Source organism: Streptomyces sp. NPDC047886 (assembly GCF_043204435.1).
Classification (GTDB): domain Bacteria; phylum Actinomycetota; class Actinomycetes; order Streptomycetales; family Streptomycetaceae; genus Streptomyces.
The window spans coordinates 615,295-633,674 of the sequence record NZ_JBIDCF010000004.1; the positions used below are offsets into that span (position 1 = coordinate 615,295).

11 protein-coding genes are annotated in these 18,380 nt (G+C 72.4%); 3 read left to right on the forward strand and 8 right to left on the reverse strand.

What is annotated here, in order from left to right:
* Nucleotides 1–146 precede the first annotated feature (146 nt).
* Nucleotides 147–1,286 (reverse strand): winged helix DNA-binding domain-containing protein, encoded by a 1,140-nt coding sequence (locus tag ACGF5U_RS17630; RefSeq protein WP_392818722.1) that lies wholly within the window; start codon nt 1,284–1,286, stop codon nt 147–149.
* Between the two features lie 267 nt (nt 1,287–1,553).
* Complete coding sequence (locus ACGF5U_RS17635; protein WP_392818723.1) at nt 1,554–2,768, reverse strand: alpha/beta hydrolase family protein; 1,215 nt, start codon at nt 2,766–2,768, stop codon at nt 1,554–1,556.
* Nucleotides 2,769–3,170: 402 nt separating this feature from the next.
* Here ACGF5U_RS17635 and ACGF5U_RS17640 point away from each other — a divergent pair, with 402 nt between their 5' ends.
* Together ACGF5U_RS17640 and ACGF5U_RS17645 are read left to right on the forward strand one after the other, a co-directional pair.
* The gene (locus tag ACGF5U_RS17640) at nt 3,171–6,359 is read left to right on the forward strand and encodes a hypothetical protein (RefSeq protein WP_392818724.1); all 3,189 of its coding nucleotides are present in this window, start codon (nt 3,171–3,173) and stop codon (nt 6,357–6,359) included.
* Between the two features lie 49 nt (nt 6,360–6,408).
* Complete coding sequence (locus tag ACGF5U_RS17645; RefSeq protein WP_392818726.1) at nt 6,409–7,326, forward strand: aldo/keto reductase; 918 nt, start codon at nt 6,409–6,411, stop codon at nt 7,324–7,326.
* Here ACGF5U_RS17645 and ACGF5U_RS17650 read toward each other — a convergent pair.
* The 6 genes from ACGF5U_RS17650 to ACGF5U_RS17675 form a co-directional block, all read right to left on the reverse strand.
* Entirely contained in the window at nt 7,323–8,270 is a 948-nt protein-coding gene (locus ACGF5U_RS17650; RefSeq protein ID WP_392818727.1) for a GNAT family N-acetyltransferase, read from the reverse strand. The genes ACGF5U_RS17645 and ACGF5U_RS17650 overlap by 4 nt on opposite strands.
* Before the next feature lie 154 nt (nt 8,271–8,424).
* Nucleotides 8,425–11,628: an NACHT domain-containing protein gene (locus ACGF5U_RS17655; RefSeq protein ID WP_392818824.1), complete on the reverse strand. Its 3,204-nt coding sequence runs from the start codon at nt 11,626–11,628 to the stop codon at nt 8,425–8,427.
* A gap of 182 nt (nt 11,629–11,810) precedes the next feature.
* Entirely contained in the window at nt 11,811–13,616 is a 1,806-nt protein-coding gene (locus ACGF5U_RS17660) for a hypothetical protein (RefSeq protein WP_392818729.1), read from the reverse strand.
* The gene (locus ACGF5U_RS17665) at nt 13,613–14,674 is read right to left on the reverse strand and encodes an ATP-binding protein (protein ID WP_392818731.1); all 1,062 of its coding nucleotides are present in this window, start codon (nt 14,672–14,674) and stop codon (nt 13,613–13,615) included. Before ACGF5U_RS17665 ends, ACGF5U_RS17660 begins: the two co-directional genes overlap by 4 nt.
* A gap of 316 nt (nt 14,675–14,990) precedes the next feature.
* Nucleotides 14,991–16,439, reverse strand: a complete 1,449-nt coding sequence (gene aspA / locus ACGF5U_RS17670; RefSeq protein WP_392818733.1) for an aspartate ammonia-lyase — start codon at nt 16,437–16,439, stop codon at nt 14,991–14,993.
* A 284-nt stretch (nt 16,440–16,723) separates the two neighbouring features.
* The gene (locus tag ACGF5U_RS17675) at nt 16,724–17,728 is read right to left on the reverse strand and encodes an asparaginase (protein WP_392818735.1); all 1,005 of its coding nucleotides are present in this window, start codon (nt 17,726–17,728) and stop codon (nt 16,724–16,726) included.
* 146 nt (nt 17,729–17,874) lie between these two features.
* Here ACGF5U_RS17675 and ACGF5U_RS17680 point away from each other — a divergent pair, with 146 nt between their 5' ends.
* Complete coding sequence (locus tag ACGF5U_RS17680) at nt 17,875–18,330, forward strand: Lrp/AsnC family transcriptional regulator (protein ID WP_392818826.1); 456 nt, start codon at nt 17,875–17,877, stop codon at nt 18,328–18,330.
* Nucleotides 18,331–18,380: the final 50 nt, after the last annotated feature.

Here is an 18,380-nt window from a genome sequence, read left to right on the forward strand (position 1 = left end):
CCTCGCCACGTTGACGACCGGCTCGTCGGCCAGGCCGCCGGTGGCGGGCCATCGCCCCCGCGGTGAGGAGACCGCGACCATGCGAAGTCCCGGGCCGGGAGCAGCGGTACGGAGGTCCCCGGGCCGGAGGCAGCCGTACGGGAGTCCTAGGCCGCGAGCAGCCGTACCTCCGCGTCGGGGAGCTTGGCCCACCAGTGCTGGTAGCGGCTGTAGACCCGGGGGTCGCGGTCGGCCAGCAAGGCCGTCAGGGCGCGGGCCTCCGCCGCGAGCCCGTCCCACGCCGCCGGCGGAAGGTCCTGGAAGGCCGTCGCCTCGATACCGCCGTCGACCGGACGCCACACGCCGACGACGTAGCCGTCGACCAGCAGCGTGGGCAGCACGTCACCGTTGTTGCGGATCACCAGTCGGCGATAGGCCGGCGGTATCACCCGGCTCCGGTCGGCGTACGCCAGCAGGACGCTGTCCCACATCGCCATCAGCCGGGGCGGGGCGGGAGTGCCGGCGGGAGGGCGCGGGGCGTCGGGCAGGTCGAACAACGTGGTGCCGTCAGGCCCTTCGAACTGCTCCACCGCACCGTCGAGCGCGTGGAGCGCCTGACGGACCGGCGCCCGGCGGGCCATGGAGAACTGCGCCACGTCCGCCACCGATGCGGGACCGAACCCTTCCAGATAGCGCAGGATGAGGGTCCGCAGCGCCTCCGGCGGCATGTCCCGGCCCTGCGGCGCGGAACCCCTCCCCGCCGTGACGTACGACGGCCGCGCACCGAACGACCAGGGCCCACCCGCCGGGACGTGGTGGAGCGGCGCGTACGACCGTAGCCCCCACCACGCCCCGGCCTTCTTCTCCGGGCCGAGCCGCTCCTCGACCCATGCCTCCATCTCGGCGGCCGTCCTCGGCCGGTGGGCGAACGCCAGCAGCTCGGGCACCAGTTCGTCCGCGTGCGCGGGAGTGAGCCCGGCGGCGGCGAATCGGTCGCCGAGACGGGAGGCGTACAGCGTCGGCTGCATCGCCTCGCGGAACGCCGGGTAGTCGTCGGCGTGCACCGCGTGCAGAGTGATCCGCATCAGGGTCGCCTTGACGACCGTACGGCTGGTGAAGGCGTCGTCCAGGTCGGCCGGTGTGAAGCCGGCGAGCCGGTTCCACAACGCGAGGTACGGCGAGGGGGCGTGCTGGGCCTGGAGCGCGACCAGCCGACGGACCGCCCCGGCGACGTCCAGCGGTTCGCGTTCCAGCAGCAGTTGGCGTGCGAGGGTGGCCCTGTTGAGTCCGCGCGGAGTGATCTTCACGGGCGGGGATTGTGCCGTGAACCGCCCCGCCGCCGCCAGCCCGCCGTTCGCTCCGCACGGCCCGGCTCCCGGGGGCGGCCGTGACGCCGCCCCGACCGCGACGGCCCCGACCGCGACGGCCCCGACCGCGACGGCCCCGACGGCGACGGCCCCGTCCGCGCACCGAGCAGCCGGAGGGGCCGGGTCACGCGGTGACGTACGGCCGCCGAGGCGCGCGGCTCCGCGCGGCCCGAGCCGCGCGTCGGACTGGCGCCCCGGCGGCCGGGCTCACCGCTCGTGGTGCGTGAAGCGCACCTCCGGGTGGTCCGGCGTCGGCCCGTCGAGGAGCGGCTGCGGCCGGTGGCGGAGGTGGAGGTCGAAGAACGCCGCGGTGTAGGCACGCGTCAGGTCGATCGCGCGCCCGGCCGCGATGGTCGGCGGAGTGCCGGGGTACGGCAGGTTCAGCTGGTCGAAGAGGACGGGCACGTCCGAGAAGGTGAGGTGGTGCGTACCCGCCACGCTGAGCCAGCGCTTCCAGCCGTCCAGGTTCCGCCACGCGGCGTCCCAGGTGGCGTCTTCGCCGCCCGGCAGGTGGATGTCCTCCTGGGTGCCGAGCATCATGAACGGCCTTCCGCCGAGCCCGTCCGCCGGTACGGGGTCGCCGAACGCGCCGTCCATGTTGATGCCCGCCCGGACGCGGTCGTCGTGTGCCATGACCGAGGCCGCCGCGGCGCCGCCCAGCGAATGGCCCGCCGCGCCGGTCCTCTCGCGGTCGATGAGGGACGCGTACGGCCAGGCGGGGCGCGGCCCGGTCAGCCGGTCGAGCACGAACGACAGGTCCTGGGCCCGGTTGACGGTGGCCCTGCGCAGGTCCTCGACCGTCTCCACCTTGTCGCAGGCCACGCAGGTCAGCACGCGGCCGCCCGGGAAGAGGGTTCCGACCGACTCGTAGGCGTGATCCACCGCGGCGACCACGAAGCCACGGCTGGCGAGGTCCTCGGCGAGGGTGGTCAGGCTGTACGCGGGACCCCCGAAGCCGGGTGACAGCAGGACCAGCGGATGGCGGCCGCGCTCCGGCCGGGCGCCGCCGACGCCGTGGGCGCGAGTGGCGCTCAGCTTCGCGACGGTCGCGGCGTCCCGCACCCCCGCGGCCTCGACCAGCAGGCGTGCCTCGCGAGGGTCCGCGTACCGGGTGGGAGGGCCCGCCGCCGAGCGGGCCGGGTAGTACAGGTCGACCATGAGCTCGCGTGGCCGGTCCGGCACCCACAGGTCGGGCCGGCCCCGGTCGACGAGGTGGAGGGTGGACCGGCCCACCGCCGAAGGCCCGGTGGGGCCCGGCAGCAGCACACCGGCGGCCGCCCGCTGCGCGGAGGAGGCCGCTACAGGAGTCGTCGGGCCGGACGGGACCTGCGCCGGTGCGGCCACCACCGGTGCGGCCGGTGCGGCGAGGGCGATGACGAGGGCCGCGGCGGCTGCCGGGCGCAGCGTACGTAACGTCTTCATGGACAGGACGGTAGGCAGCGTCCGCCGCCGCCGACGTCGGTCCTGAGTCCCGGTCATGTCCGACCTGAGGCTGATCTCCCGCACGCCGTACGGGGGTTGACGGTTCGGCCGGACACGGGAACAGGTCCCCGAGCGGGAGAGCCGCCCCCCGGTCCGCCTCGGCCGGGGCCGGCGACATGAGCGCCGCCGGCCCATGGTGCGGTGTGCTCCACGTTGCGTGAACCGTCAACACCGCGGCCCGCCGACCCCGGGGCACTGCCGTCACCGCCGCCAGGTGCGCACGTCACCCGGTCGGCCTACGATGAAAGCACGGAGTCGATCAGTCGATCAGTCCATCCGCCCATCAGTCGATCAATTGACCGCGGGACCAGCGGCCGCCTCCACCATCGGACGGGAGGCGTGATGTCCACCCTCTACGACGAAGCGATCAAGGGTCACATCACCAGGGACGACGACGGCAACGTCACGTACATCCGGCACAGCCAGGAGCTGCGTCCCAGCGAGGAGAACATTCCGCTGGAAGCGGCGAGCGCCTACCTCCGGGACATGGCCGATGTGCTCTGGCCGCCCGAGCGGCGCCCTCCCGACCAGCGCGGCCACCTCGCCGACCTCGACAACCTCGAGGCGAGGGCCCAGGCCGAGGTGCCCCGGGAGAGGGACGTCGAATACCGGCTGGAGGACGAGAAGAGGCTCTTCGACGGCACGACGGTCAGCTTCGCCCAGACCTTCTTCGACGTACCGGTGTTCCGCCGTGGAGTCTCCGTCAAGGTCAAGCAGGGACCCAACCGGATCGCCGGCGTACGGAACAACACGGAACCCGGCCTGGCAGGGCGGCTTCCGAGCGAGGAGCGCATCGCGTACTTCCGAAGGCTCTTCCACGACGGTGCCGGCTTTCTCGACCGCGTCCCGCACACCGAGGGCAGGGGCGGGGCGGCCGGGGAGGCGGTGGACGTCCCGGCCGAGGTGGCCGAGGCCGCCGACGTCGTACGGCGTACGCTCGGGCTCACCGGCCCGGAGGCCCCGCGGCGGGACGACGGAACCCCCGGCACCGCCCTGATGAACGGGCGGTTCGTGGCCTACCGCTACCATCCGGAACGGCGCTTCGCAGGCGGGGCCGAACCCACCGACGGCCGGCCGCAGCCGGGAACGGCGGGGGAGTCGGACCCCGCCACCCTGGAAGGGACCACGCCGCCGTTCCCGGACATCCCACCGGTCGACGAGTCGATCGAACCGGGACGCGCCTACCTGTGCGCCGAGATGGTCGTCCGGCACGCCCTGCCCGTCTACGGCGAGCTGGTGTGGCTGCTGCTCACGGAGGTGGAGACCGGCTCCGTGCTGTACATCGAGTGCCAGACCTGCTTCGTGACCGGCCTCGTCTTCCGGGTCGACCCCAACGTCGGCAGCGGCGACCTGAGCGTCACCGCCGACGACGATGACACGATCCTGCGGAACCACGACTCCAGCGAGGTACTCCACGACCTCGACGCGCCGGTCGCCGGGGTCCAGAGACTGCGGGGCGGCTATGTGGTGATCCAGGACGTCGAGGCGCCGGACCCGGGCGTGCCGACCCGCCCGTCGGGCTCGGACTTCGACTTCGAGCCGAGGACGAACGAGTTCGCGGCGGTGAACGCCTACTACCACCAGACCCAGCTGTTCCGGACGATCGCCGACCTGGGCTTCCCCGTCGAGGACTACTTCGACGGGACGGCCTTCCCCACCCCGGTCGACCACCGCGGCATAGGCCCGACGGACCAGATCAACGCGCACTGGTCGCCCAACGGCTCCGGAGGAACCGGTCACCAGTGCTACGCCCTGGGCGACCTGACCAACACGCGGCAGCCACTCGGCCGGGCGGTCGACCCCTGGGTCCACTGGCACGAGATGGGCGGCCACGGCTCGCTCGGCGACCATGTGCGCAGCGGGACGTTCGGCTTCGCGCACAGCGCCGGCGACGGGCTGGCCGCGCTGCAGATGGACCCCGACTCCGCACTGCGGAACACGACGGACCGGTTCCGCTACGCGCCGTTCCGGCCGTCGCTGGTACGGCGTTTCGACCGCACCTGGGTGTGGGGCGGCCCCGAGGACGACCGCAACTACCAGAGCGAACAGATCCTCGCCACCTGCCACTTCCGTATCTACCGGTCCATCGGCGGCGACCACCCGGACCTGGCCCGGCGGCGGTTCGCCTCACGCGCCGCGACGTACCTCGTCCTCCGCGCCATCGGGCAGCTCACCCCCGGCACCAACCCCGGCAACTGGGACCCCGTCACCGCGACCGACGTCCCGGGTCGCGGCGCGCAACTGTGGTGCGAGGAACTCCAGGAGGCGGACCTGGAGAACTGGTTGTCCGAAGGCCTGTCCGGCGGCGCCTACAACAAGGTGATCCGCTGGGCGTTCGAGAAGCAGGGCTCGTACGGCGGGCAGCCACCGGCCGTCGACGTGTACATCGACGACGGTCGCGCGGGGGAGTACCCGTTCCAGCAGGTGCACTGGGCCAACCAGTCCATGTGGAACCGTCACGCGCCCGACGGCCTGCCCGGCCACCAGAACGCCCGCGAGGGGGAGGAGAACTTCTTCTACGTCAAGGTCAGGAACCGCGGCACATCGCCGTCGGGGACCGTGACCGTCAAGGGCTACCACTGCCTTCCCGGAGCGGGACTCACCTGGCCCCAGGACTTCACTCCCATGGCGCCCGAGGAAGGACTCACCGCGGGCGGCGTAGCGGCCGGCGACATCGAGGAGGTCGTGCTCGGGCCCTTCACCTGGGTGCCCCACGAGAACGTCCACGGCCATGACTGCGCCCTGATGATCGCGTCCACCGATGGCGACCCGTGCAACGTGGTCCACCTCACCGGCTCCGAGTCGATCGAAGACTGGCGGCTGGTACCCCACGACAACAACGTCGGCCAGCGCAACGTCACGATCGTGCCCTGCGGCGCGGGTCCGGAGGCGCTGCTCTCCGCGATGGACGACGCGGTCTTCGTCGCCGGCAACAACCTGAACCGGTCCGCGCACATGGATCTCCGGATCACGATGCCCACCGTCCTCGCGGACAAGGGATGGGCGATGGACCTCGGCGAGGCGGCGAACGGCTTCCGCCTGGGACCGGGCGAGAAGCGCACCCTGAGGATGCGGCTGCTGCCCGGTGACCCGTTCAGGGCCGATGAGCTGTCGGGCGCCGGAGACCAGTCGATCGAGGTGAGGCTGTCGGCCGACGGCATGGAACTCGGTGGCGTCCGCTACCGGCTCGACCCCGACACCCGGATGCGACGCGCACGGGCCACGCCGGACCACGGCCGGGAACTGCCGGAGTTCCCGTCCCGCCAGAGCGGCCTGGCCGACGAGACCGACGAGACCGCAGAGACCGCAGAGACCGACGAGACCGCAGAGACCGACGAGACCGCGGTGGCCGAAGAGACCGGCGAAACCGAAGAGACCGCACAGGCCGCGGAGACCGACAAGACCGCAGAGACGGGGGCGGCACGCGATCTGCTCGACCGGCTGGGCATCGACGGAGAGGCGGTCACCAAGGTCACGGTGAAGAAGGTCAGCCTGGACATCGAGCTGGGACCCGATCCGTCCGACGGCTGAACGTGGCGCGCGGCCCGGGTATCGTCGGGCCGCGAGGGGGGAACCATCGATGACTTCGAGCACGACGAACACTCCGGCCACGCCCACGTTCGCCATCGGAGGCGAGTACAGGGTCGCCCGGCTGGGATTCGGCGCCATGCGCCTGCCGACGAAGCCCGGACCCGAGCGGCAGGCCGCCGTCGCGGTGGCCCGGCGCGCCGTCGAACTGGGCGTCACCTTGATCGACACCGCCCATATGTACGGCTGGGGTGCCAACGAGGAACTGCTGGCCGAGGCCCTGCATCCGTACCCCGACGACCTGTTGATCACCACCAAGGTCGGGATCACCCGATCCGGGCCGGACGGGTGGGCGCACGACGCGCGGCCGGAGAGCCTGCGTGAGCAGGTCGAGCGGGGCCTGCGTCGGCTCCGTGTCGACCGCGTCGGCCTGCTGCAGCTGCACCGGATCGACCCCGGGGTGCCGCTGGCCGATCAGGTCGGTGCGCTCCGCGAGCTGCAACTCGAAGGAAAGGTCGGGCACATCGGACTGTCCGAGATCACCTCCGAGCAGCTCGCCGAGGCGCGGCAGACCGCCGACATCGCGAGCGTACAGAACCGCTACAACCTCCTCGACCGGGATCACGAGCCGGTTCTCGAGGCATGCGAGGCCGCGGGCATCGCCTTCCTGCCCTGGCGCCCGGTAGCCACGGCCACCGACTCCGGCCGGGCAGCCGATTCCGGCCGGGCAGAGGGCTCCGGCCCATTGGCCGGTTCCGGCCCGGCGGCCGTGCTCGCGACCGTCGCCGCCGAACTCGGCGCCACGGTCCCCCAGGTCGCGCTCGCCTGGCTGCTCGCCCGCTCCCCGGTCGTCCTGCCCATCCCCGGAACCGGCTCGCTCGCGCATCTGGAGGAGAACCTCGCCGCCGGGGATCTCCGGCTCACCGGCGCCCAGCGGCAGCGCCTCGACGGCAAGGCCCTGTCTGCCTAGGGGATGCCCGGCGGGTCGGGGGCCTCAGCGGGTGTGGTCCTGCCCGGCTTCCGGCTCGGCGCAGCGAAGCCATACGCGAAGTCGTACGCGGCCCAGTCGGTGACCGGGAGGTACCCGACGCGCTGGTAGAGGGCGTTGCTGGTCGGGTTGGCCGCGTTCGCGAACAGCACGACCTCCTTGGCGCCTTCGGCGCGGGCGGCCCGGCTCACCTCGACCGTCACGGCGCCCGCGTACCCGCGACCGCGCAGGTGGGCCGGGGTGTAGACGGGGTCCACCTGGGCCATGCCGGCGACCGTCGGGTTCACGCCCGCCATGGAGACGGGCGTGCCGTCCGGGGTCTCCCAGAACGTATACCGCTTGTCGGCGAAGCGCGTCGCGGCCCAGGAGCCGGCGTTGACGGCGACGGCTTCCCCGACGTCCGTGGCGAACGCCCGGCACCAGGCCATGAGCCGCTCGCGATCCTGCTCGCCCACGTGTCGGCCCCGCCCTGCGGGGAGCGGATCCGGCGGGGTGAGCGTGCCGAGCCGGTACAGGCGGAGTCGGACGCGGAGTGCCGGCGTCGCGCCCGTGTGCCGCTGCCAGGAGTCGGCGAAAGCGGTGGCGGTGCCGTGGTCCGCGCTGACATGGGGAGGCCGGTGCCCGAGTGCGGTCGGGTGGGCGGCCAGGTGGGCGGCGAGGGTGTCCGCCTGCTCGGGGGTGAGGGGGCTGAGGCCCAGGCCGCGGGACGGGAGGCGGTAGAAGGTGGCGAGAACCTCGCCCGCTCGCTCCAGTCGCCCGAAGAGGGGGGCCTGGGCGGTGCCGTGGGCGGCCGCCCCGCCTGAACGCAGTCTCTGGACCACCGTCAGCTGCATGATGTGCGGGACGGGCCGCGAGTGCAGGAACTCTCCGGCTCGGGCGAGGAAGTCGTCGATGTCCTCGGTGAGGTGCCAGTCATCCGGACGCATGCTTCATGATCCCTGGGAGCTCGGCCCAGGGGAAGGCGCCCTCCCGCCCCCGGACACCACCCGGTCGGGTCCGCCGTGACGTACCGCGTGAGCCGTGGGCACTCTGCCCGCCCCGGCCACCCGGGCCGAAGCCGGACACCGCCGCCCGCCCGCGTTAGGTGATCGAGGGGCGGCCTTGGCGCAGCACCACCTCCGCACGGGGGAACAGTCCCTCGTAACGGTCGGTACCGAAGGTGTCGCGGCGGGCCGGTACGAGGTGGACCGTTCGGGCCTCAGGAAAGACGCGGGTCAGCTCGGAGAGGTCTTCGCCGCCGGACATGTTCGTCACGTAGACCGCTTCCACAGAGGCCAGTACGGGAGCGCACCCGAGCGAGTGCAGCGTATCGCGGTGCACGGACATGCGGGTGAGCGCCGGCAGGTCGCCGATCTCGGCCCAGTCGGCGACGGAGACCGGTCCCGTTCCTTCGGACAGCATGAGCCAGTTCAGCGTGGTCCAGCGGCTCAGGCCGCGCAGCCCGGTCGTGGCGAGGGCGTCGCGGCCCAGGACGAGCTCGGTCAACGGCGCGTCCACGGGAAGGGCCTCGTCCAGGCGTTCCGCCGGGATCGGTGCCAGTACGTCGAGTCGCCGCAGCGTCGTGAGCCGGGTCAGGCCGGTGACCGTGGTGTCCGTGAGATTGACCTCGTCGAGCCGGAGATCGCTCAGCGGCGACAGGTCGGTCAGGGAGGGGCAGTCGTAGAGGCTGATCCTGGTGAGCGGCCGCAGGCGGGAGAAGGGCTCCACAGAGCGGAGGCGCGGGTTCTGCATCAGAATGACCTCGCGTACGTCCGCCGGGAGTGCGGCGACGACGCGTTCGCCGTCATGGGGCCCGAGCACGCTGAGTTTCGGTACGGGGCCGAGAGTGGAGAGCAGGGACAGCTGTTCGTCCGTGGTCGCCGTGACGAAGAACTCGGCGGTGTCCAGCCGCGACAGGACGTCACGCGCGTACTGTTCGGCGTCGAACCGGCGCCAGGCAGCCGCCAGCTGGAGCCGCACCGTCGCGTTCGGGTGGTCGCGGTAACGCGCCAGTAGGGGGATGGCGGCGTCCGTGCCGACCAGAGCCGCCGTCCCCGTGACACCGACGGCCTCGTCGTCCGACAGGCCGTCAGGACCGGGCAGCAGTTCCAGCACCAGGGGCCCCACCTCGGCGAGGGACCGTGCTTCGGACACCGATGTCGGCGGTATCAGTTCCGACGCGCGGCTCTCGACGGCGGCGCGCGTCGGGGGTTCGAGTTCCACGGCGTGCTCCGTGCAGGCCATCGCGAGGAGATGGGCCCGCGCGCGGCTCCGGTCGCTCGCGGCCCGGTCGCCTTCGGCTATCAGCAGCTTCAGGAGCTCCTCCGCCTCACGAGGACGCGCCTGTGCCACGGCCATCCGGATGACGTCCGCCCACTGGTCGTCGGCCGCGTGCCCGGTCAGCAGCCCGAAGTCCCCGGACTCCACGGCCGCGCGGGCTCCGAGGTAGTCCTGGAAGGTCCGGTGGACGAAGTCGATCGTGCCCGGTACGGGTTCCCGCAGGAGGCCGGTCCGCACCAGGAAGTAGCGCAGGACCGCACGGGCGTCTCCCAGAGCGGCGACGGCGGGGACCAGCGGAAGCGCGTCCCCGATGACGCTCTCGGCGCGGCTCCGGTCCATCTCCGTACGCCCGTTGCGGATCAACCAGTACGCGAGCCGCTGGAGCAGCCGCAGCTGCGGCTCCTCGGCCAGCTCGGGAACGGCCATGTCACGCTCCCTGTCCCGTCGCCGCAGCAGCATCGACAGCGCCGCCTCGTACAACTCCCTGCGCCCGTCCGGCAGGTAACCGCCTCGATCCCGGTGCAGGGCGCAGATCAGCCCGCACATCAGAGGGTTGGTGGCAAGGCGTCCGAGATCCCGCTTGGTCCTGACCGCGTCCAGCAACTGTGCTTCGAAGACCGGGAGAAGGGCGTCGTCGTCCGGCGTTCCCGTGACCGCGGCGGCGTGCCACCGGTGAATGAAGGCGGCGACGTCGGAGGGGTTCATCGCGGAGAGAGTGAGCTCGGTGAAGTGGTCGTCGCCGAGCCAGTTCTCGCCCACGGCCGACGGCCGTGACGTGACGAGCCAGCGGTTGCCGGGAAACGTGTCGACGAGGTCGGCCAGCCAGGCACGGGTGCGCGTGCGCTCGGCCTCGGGCACCTCGTCGATACCGTCGACCAGCAGCAGCCCGCGCCCCGCCCGCAGGACGCGCGTCTCCCATCCGTCCGGTTGCGACCCGGCCAGGGGGCAGCCGACGGCGGACAGGAAACGGGAGGGCGGAGGCAGACGTTCACCGTGGCGGGTGAGCGTGCGCATCGGCAGGACGAACGGAACGCGGCCCGCCAGATACGCCATGCCGTGGCCCGCGGTCCCCGTGCCGTGGCCCGCCGTCCCCGTGCCGTGGCCCGCGCTCGCCATGACGTCGGCCGGGTTCGCCACCGCAGACACGGCGAGCCACTGCACGAGCGTCGTCTTACCGGAGCCGGCCACTCCGCGCAGCAGGACCCGCTCGTGGCGGGCGAGGACCCGATCGGCAGGGGCCGGGCCGGCGGACAACGTCGCACCCTCGTCCGGATGGTCGTCCCGATACGCGTCCCGCGCCCCCGGGGCCGACTGGGCGGCGGTGGTCTCCAGGCTGAGGTACGCGGCGTCCAGCGGCCACCTGCCCGGCGAGTTCCGCACGTCGATGCCGTAGATCGTCAGCTGGCTGTGCTTCTTCGCGACGTACGCGGAGTAGTCGCGTTCGAACGCGGTGTCGCGGGCGTCCGGCCGAGGTGCCCGCGCGATCAACTCATCGACCCGGGCGATGAGTTCGGCATGGGCACGGCTCTGCTCCACCAGGGTGCGCGCGACGAAGGTGGAGCGCCGGGTGAAGAAGTCGAGGACGTGGAGGCACGCCCACTCGGTGAGGGAGTCGAGGAAGTAACCGGAGTCCGAGGACAGGTGATCCGGCGTAGGGGCGAGAGCCCGGAGCCGTCGCGCGAGCTCCCCGTGGCCGAGCCGGACCGCCTGGACGTCGTCCATGTCCAGGTCCCCCAGAGCGAGCAGCCTGTCGGTGAGGGCGTCGGCGACGGCTGTCTCCTCACTCGCGGGGAAGGGCGCCTCTCCCCGCGATGCGACACCGGCCTGCCGGACGAGAGCGGCGCCCAGACGACGCACATCACGCTCCGCGAGCGTACGCTTCTCCCCCCGGAAGGAGACGAGCGCGGAAAGACGTACGGGGCTGTCCACCAGGCCCGCGCCCGGACCGTCCCGTCGGAAGAGCTTCTTCACCACCGGAGCGATCAGGCTCGACGCCAGTCGCGCGCCCACAACGGCCGGGTCCATTCCGTCCCCCACAAGAGTCATCGACCAAGAGTCATCGACCAAGAGTCATCGACCAAGAGTCATCGACCTGAACGGCAGCGTAGCCGCCGGTGATCCGTCGATGCCGGTCCCCGTGTCGCCGCCGCCCCGACGAGCGGACCGTACCGCTGCGGCAGCCCCGAAGTCGGCCCTTCCCGCATCCTTCAGCGGAGGCGGAACACCGGGCCCCGGGGCGTGAAGGGGAGCGAGGCGCCGTCCGGGATCAGGTAGGCGTGATCGCGGCGTACGCGCAGGACGTCGCAGTAGCCGTCCGTGATGATCAGCACGGGGGCCGTCGGGGGGAAGTCGTCCGCGCGGTGGAGGAGGTCGAGGCCGGGCTGCAGCTCCGTGCCGCCGCGGCCGTGGACGCGGACCCGGTCGGCGATCTCCGTCGGCGGCAGGTAGCCCGCGTCGTACGGGGCGGCGTCGCAGAACACGACCCGGGCCGCCGGCACGTCGCGGGCCTCCGCGTACGAGGCGATGGCACCGAGGGCCTTGCCGAGGAGGCGGGCGTTCATGGAGCCCGAGGTGTCCAGGACGACGCCGAAGGTGCAGCGGGCGACCTCCTCGGGCGGGCGGTAGCGGCCCGCGCGCGGGATGTCAGGGGTGGACGCCTGGCGGCGGGCCGGCCGGGCGAAGCTCCGCACCGGTTCGGGCCGTGGCACGAACTCGTCGAACCAGCGGGCCAGTCGCGCGTCCCACGGCACCGGCGGGTGGCTCAGCGCCCGGATCTCCTGGACCAGCCCGGCCGGCAGCAGCCCCCGCTCACCGCTCATGTGCAGGTCGAAGCCCTGGACGAGGCCACGCCGGTAGAACTCGTCGAGGTCGACGTAGTCGCCGGGGCGGCCGGGGAGCGGTTCGCCGAGGATGTCGCCGACGCCCTTGCCGCGCAACGTGGCCAGGCGCCGCATCCGGCGGGCGTCACCGACGATCCGGTCGTACACCTCCTCCGCCGACAGGCCCTTCAGCTCCGGGTCGTACAGCAGCCCTTCGGGCATGGTGCCCACGCGCATCTCGACGAGCCAGCCGTTGACGACGTAGTCGGCGGCGACATTGAAGAGGTACGGGTCGCGGGCGCCGCGCCGGTCGCCGTGGCGGAGCGCGGCGTGCAGCATCTCGTGGGCGAGGACGAACCGCCATTCACCGTCGTCGTACCGGCGCAGCGGATTGAGGTAGATCTCGCCGAGCGCGGCGTCGACGGCGGCGACGGAGATGCCGTGCGCGCGGGCGAGTTCGGCGTCCGCGACGAGCTTCATGCCGGCCGCGACGCCGCCGAGGAGCGGGTAGGACGAGATGAACCAGCTCAGGGCCCGCTCCCACGGCTGACGGGGCACCAGCTCGTCGGTCAGCCTGTCGCGCCGCCCGCCCGCCACGTCCATGGCGGCCGACATGGTGCGGGTCAGGGCATGGGCGAAGGCCAGTTGCCAGTCCGGCGGGGTCGTCCACGAGGACCAGGGCACGAGGACCTGGTCGGGGGCGTCCGCCCCGGTGCCGACATGCTCGTACGCGGTGGGGATGCCGCTCCGGCGCCAGCGGGCCGCGAGCTGCTCCTCGTCGCCGTCCGGATACGACTCCGGGAAGCCGGCGGGGGCGCGACCGACGTGCAGGGTGAGCATGAAGCGGTTGACGACGGCGCAGCGGGCGGCCCGTTCGAACCGGTCGGGCTGCGCGCGGCGGGCGTCCTTGTCGGCGGGCACGTGGCCGAAGCCGAGGTGCAGCAGGCAGTGGGCGAGGGCCCAGGCCCAGTCCGCGGGGTCGGCGCGCCGGTCGGGGTGGACGTGGATGCCGCCGTTGGAGTCGACGGCGGCGAGCCCGTGGCGGGGGCTCAGCGCGCAGTCCCGGTTGCGGCAGATGTCGGCGTCGAGCACGGCCAGGGCAGGGTTGCGTTTGACGAGGGCGAGTCCGGCGAGGAACGCCTCGGTGGCCGCGTCGTCGCGGCGGACCTTGCCGGGGCGCGCGATACGGCTCACCGGCGGGCCTCCACCAGTCGCGGCATGTCGCGGGCCGCCTCGACCAGGAACCACGCGGGCAGCACGGGCTGTCCGTCGTCGTCGTCGCGGATGACGGTCTGCGCCACCTCGACGGAGATCTCGGCGAGCTGCACGAGCAGCGACTTGGCCCGGTAGGCGGTCTGCCGCAGCGCGGGCGGTATCTGGTCCTTGACCGCGGGGAGTTCCTTGATGAGCCGGCCCCGGAACGCGTCGGCGAGGTAGTACAGCAGGTCGCGGTCCTCGACACGGTTCGGCCACGACGCGTCGCCCTTGATGATCGCCTCGATGCCGTAGGCGTGCCGCACGATCTTGGCGTATCCGCAGAAGGAGACGGCGTGCGCGGGCGTCAGCGTGCCATGCGCCACGATCTTGAGCGTCTCCTCGTCGAGTGTCGGCCCGAAGGAGTGCAGCGCGTCGGACAGCATGTGCCAGGAGCGGGGCGTGGAGAATGGCTCCTCGGTCTTCGGCGGCTGCGACCACAGGTGGTCGGGGCGGTCGGTGAGATAGTCCACGACCCAGGAGTGGATGCCGTTCTCGCCGGCCCACACCAGCCAGTCGGTGACCGAGGCACGCAGATGGACATGGGTGAGCCGGTTGACGAGCGCCGAGGCGATCGGTCGAGCGAGGGCGTTGTCGGTGGCGCGGTTGCCGGCGCCGATGACGATGGACCCGGCGGGCAGTTCGTAGCTGCCGATGCGCCGGTCGAGGATGAGGGAGTAGAACGCCTTCTGCACGTCGGGCGTGGCCGCGTTCAGCTCGTCGAGGAAGAGGCAGTACGGCTCGTCGCGGGCGATGGCCTCGGGCGGGCAGAAGACGGACCTGCCGTCACGGATCTGCGGTACGCCGATGAGGTCCTCGGGCGCGAGCTGCGTACCGAGCAGGCTGACGCACTCGAGCCCGAGGGACGCGGCGAAGTCCCGTACGAGGGACGACTTGCCGATGCCCGGCGCTCCCCACAGGAAGACGGGTCGTACGGTCGCGAGGCCGAGCAGCAGCTCGGGAACGCGGGCGGGCGTGACGGTGACGGCTGCCTGCAAGCGGGAACACTCCTGAAGCGCGAGAGGTCCGGCGTATCCGGACTGTTCGACGGTGTGTGCACAGTCTGGACGCGCCGGACATCATGGCGCAGCCGAATTACGTCCGCCGGCGCCGTCAGGCGGGGCGGTCACGCGGGGGTCGGCCCGGCGGCCGGTCGCGCGATGCCCGGAGCTCCCCGCCGTCGGCCGTGCCGTACCGCGCACCGCGCCGGTCGAGGCGGAAACAGGAGGTACTGCCGAGGACTGCCGGAGCGATGCCGGAGGGCTGTCGGAGCCTTCGCCTTCACGGCCGAGGGGGAACCGACGCCGTGACGGGTCAGCGGGCTCGGGGGCGGGCGGCGTGGGGGCGGGCGATGTTGTCCGGGTGGAGGATCTCCTTGAGCTGATGGTCCGTCAGCAGGCCGCGCTCCAGAACGAGTTCCTGGACGCTGCGGCCCGAGTTCAGTGCCTCCTGGGCGACGGATGTGGCCTGCTCGTAGCCGATGTGCGGGTTGAGGGCGGTCACCAGGCCGATGGAGTGGGCGACGAGGTGGGCGAGGTGCTCGCGGTTGGCGGTGATGCCGGTGACGCAGCGCTCGGCGAGCGTCAGGCAGCCGGCCCGCAGATGCGTGAGGCTCTTCAGCAGGCTGTGCGCGATGAGCGGCTCGAAGGCGTTGAGCTGCAGCTGGCCCGCCTCGGCCGCCATGGTCACCGCCATGTCGTTGCCGATGACCTCGAACGCGATCTGGTTGACCACCTCGGGGACCACCGGGTTGACCTTGCCGGGCATGATGCTCGAACCGGCCTGCACGGGCGGCAGGTTGATCTCCCCGAACCCGGCACGCGGCCCGCAGGACAGCAGGCGCAGGTCGTTGCAGGTCTTGGAGAGCTTGACGGCGATCCGCTTCAGGACCCCCGACAGCTGGACGAACGCGCCCGCGTCCTGGGTGGCCTCGACGAGGTCGTCGGCCACGGTCAGCGGCAGACCGGTGATCTCCCGGAGGTGGCGGGACGCGAGCGCCGCGTACTCGGGGTGGGCGTTGAGGCCGGTGCCGATGGCGGTGCCGCCGAGGTTGATCTCGCGGATCAGCGCGCATGCCTCGGCGAGGCGCTTGCGGTCCTCCTCCAGCATGATCGCGTACGCGGCGAACTCCTGGCCGAGCGTCATCGGCACGGCGTCCTGGAGCTGGGTGCGCCCCATCTTCAGTACGTCGGCGAACTCCTCCGCCTTGGCGGCGAACGCTGCCCGCAGCACCTCCATCGCGCCCAGCAGCCGCTGAGCGGTGAAGTCCAGGGCGATCTTGACGGCCGTCGGGTAGACGTCGTTCGTGCTCTGCCCGGCGTTGACGTCCTCCAGCGGGTGCAGCCGCCCGTAGTCGCCCCGGGCGTGGCCGAGGAGCTCCAGGGCGCGGTTGGCCACGACCTCGTTGGCGTTCATGTTGGTCGAGGTGCCGGCGCCGCCCTGGATGACGTCGACCACGAAGGCGTCGTGCAGCTTCCCCGCGCGGATCTCCTCGCAGGCGGCGATGATCGCGTCCGCCTTACGGGGCTCCAGGAGGCCCAGGTCGCGGTTGGCGAGGGCGGCGGCCTGCTTGACGCAGGCGAGGGCGGCGACGAGCTCGGGGTAGGCGCTGATGGGAGTGCCGGTGATGGGGAAGTTCTCGACGGCGCGCAGGGTGTGGACGCCGTAGTAGGCGTCGGCGGGCACGTCACGGTCGCCGAGCAGGTCGTGCTCGACCCGGAACGCGGGGACGGGGACGGGGGCGGGGGCGGGGGCGGTGGCCATGGTGGCGGTGACGGCTTCCTGTCGGCGGGGTGTGCGGGGCGGGCGCGGTGCGCGGGGGAGCGGGCTTACAGGCATACGGGCTTACAGGCATACGGGCATACGGCGTACGGGCTGACGGCGTACGGGCGGGGGCGGTAGCCCCGGCAGGTACCACGGCCGTGCAGCGCCGGGGTCTTCGTACGGGATCCGGGACGACGCCGTGCCGGGGTGATCCGCGCGGGATCGGGGACGACGTCGTGCCGGGGCCTTCCGCGCGGGATCCGGGAACGGGCGGGCAGGGCGGGTCAGACGTGCGCGGGTTCGGCGGGGACGGGCTCGCCCACGGCGTGGCGCAGGATCCGTACCCGCTCGGCGGCGTCGGTGGTCGCGAGCGCGGCGGCCACGACGGCGACGCGGGCCTGTCCGGCACGCAGGGTCCCGGTGGGCACGGCGCCCGCGGCGACGAGGTCGACGGCACCACCGTGGGTGTAGATCTGGGAGACGGGACCGGAGTGAACGCGGGTGGTCAGGGCGACGAGGACGCCACGGGCGGTGGCGTCGGCGACGGCCGAGACGATCTCGGGGGTGGCGTTTCCGGCGCCGGTGGCGACCAGGACGACACCCTGCGCACCGGCCTCGACGGCGGCGTTCAGCAGGACCGGGTCGCCGTCGGCGTGGTGCATCACCATGTCGACGCGGGGCAGGGCGTCCGGCATGGCGGGCAGGGGCAGCGCGGCCGGCCGCGACGGGCGGCGCAGCACCGAGACCTTGCCGAATCCGATGTCGCCGACGCGCGCGCCGGACGGGTCCGCGAAGGCGTCGGCGTCGAGGGTCCGCGTCTTGACCGTGCCGCGCGCGGCGTGCACCTTGCCGTCGAAGGCCACCAGCACGCCGAGGTCGCGGGCGCGGGCGGCGGTGAGCAGGGCGTCGTGGAGGTTGCGCGGCCCGTCGCCGTCCTCGGCGTCCAGCGGCAGCTGCGCGCCGGTGAACACGACAGGGCGCGGATCGTCGTGGTACAGGTCGACGAGGAACGCCGACTCCTCCAGGGTGTCCGTGCCGTGCGTGACGACGATGCCGTCCACGCCCGGGTCGGCGAGCACCTCGTGCACCGTGTGCAGCAGGGTGAGCTGATGCGCGAGGGTGAGGCGCGGGCTGTTCACGCTGAACAGGTCGACGACCTCGACGGTGATGCCCGCCGGTACGGCGGCGGTCGCCATGACCTCCTCGCCGTGCGCGTCGGCGGCGAAGCCCGAACCCTGCCAGCGGCTGGCTATCGTCCCGCCGGTGCTGATGACGACGATCCGTCCCACAGTGCCTTGCCCTCTTCTCACCACGTTGCTCGTCGCGGCCTCGATGACCGAACGAAGTGTTCGAACGCAATGATAGGAGAGTGGGCGCGCAATCGGATCGCCTCTTCTCCCGCACCGTTCGCGATATCGTGGTGGATAATTGCGTCATGGACGATATCGATCGCGCTATCTTGCGCGAGCTCCAGAACGATGGCCGACTCAGCAACCAGGAGCTGGCGGCGCGCGTGGGCCTGACCCCCTCACCGTGCATGCGGCGCGTGCGGCAGCTGGAGGAGGACGGGGTCATCCAGGGTTACCGCGCGGTGATCGACCCCGAAGCGGTGAACCGGGGCTTCGAGGTGCTGGTGTCCATCGAGGTGAAGCGCGACCGCGACGTGATCGAGGCGTTCGAGGCGGCGCTGGGGGACATCCCGGATGTCATCGAGGCGTACCGGCTCTTCGGCAGCCCGGGCTGCCTGCTGCGCATCGCGGTGGCGGACCTGCGTGCCTACGAGCGGCTGTGGATCGAGAAGCTGACCGCTCTGGCCGGCGTCACGGAGGTCAACTCCCAGATCATCATGAAACGCGTCAAGGAGCCGCGCGGCCTGCCCGTCGACGGCTGACCCGGCCGACCCCGGCTGCGTCGGCTGGCCCCGCCGCGTCGGCTGGCCCC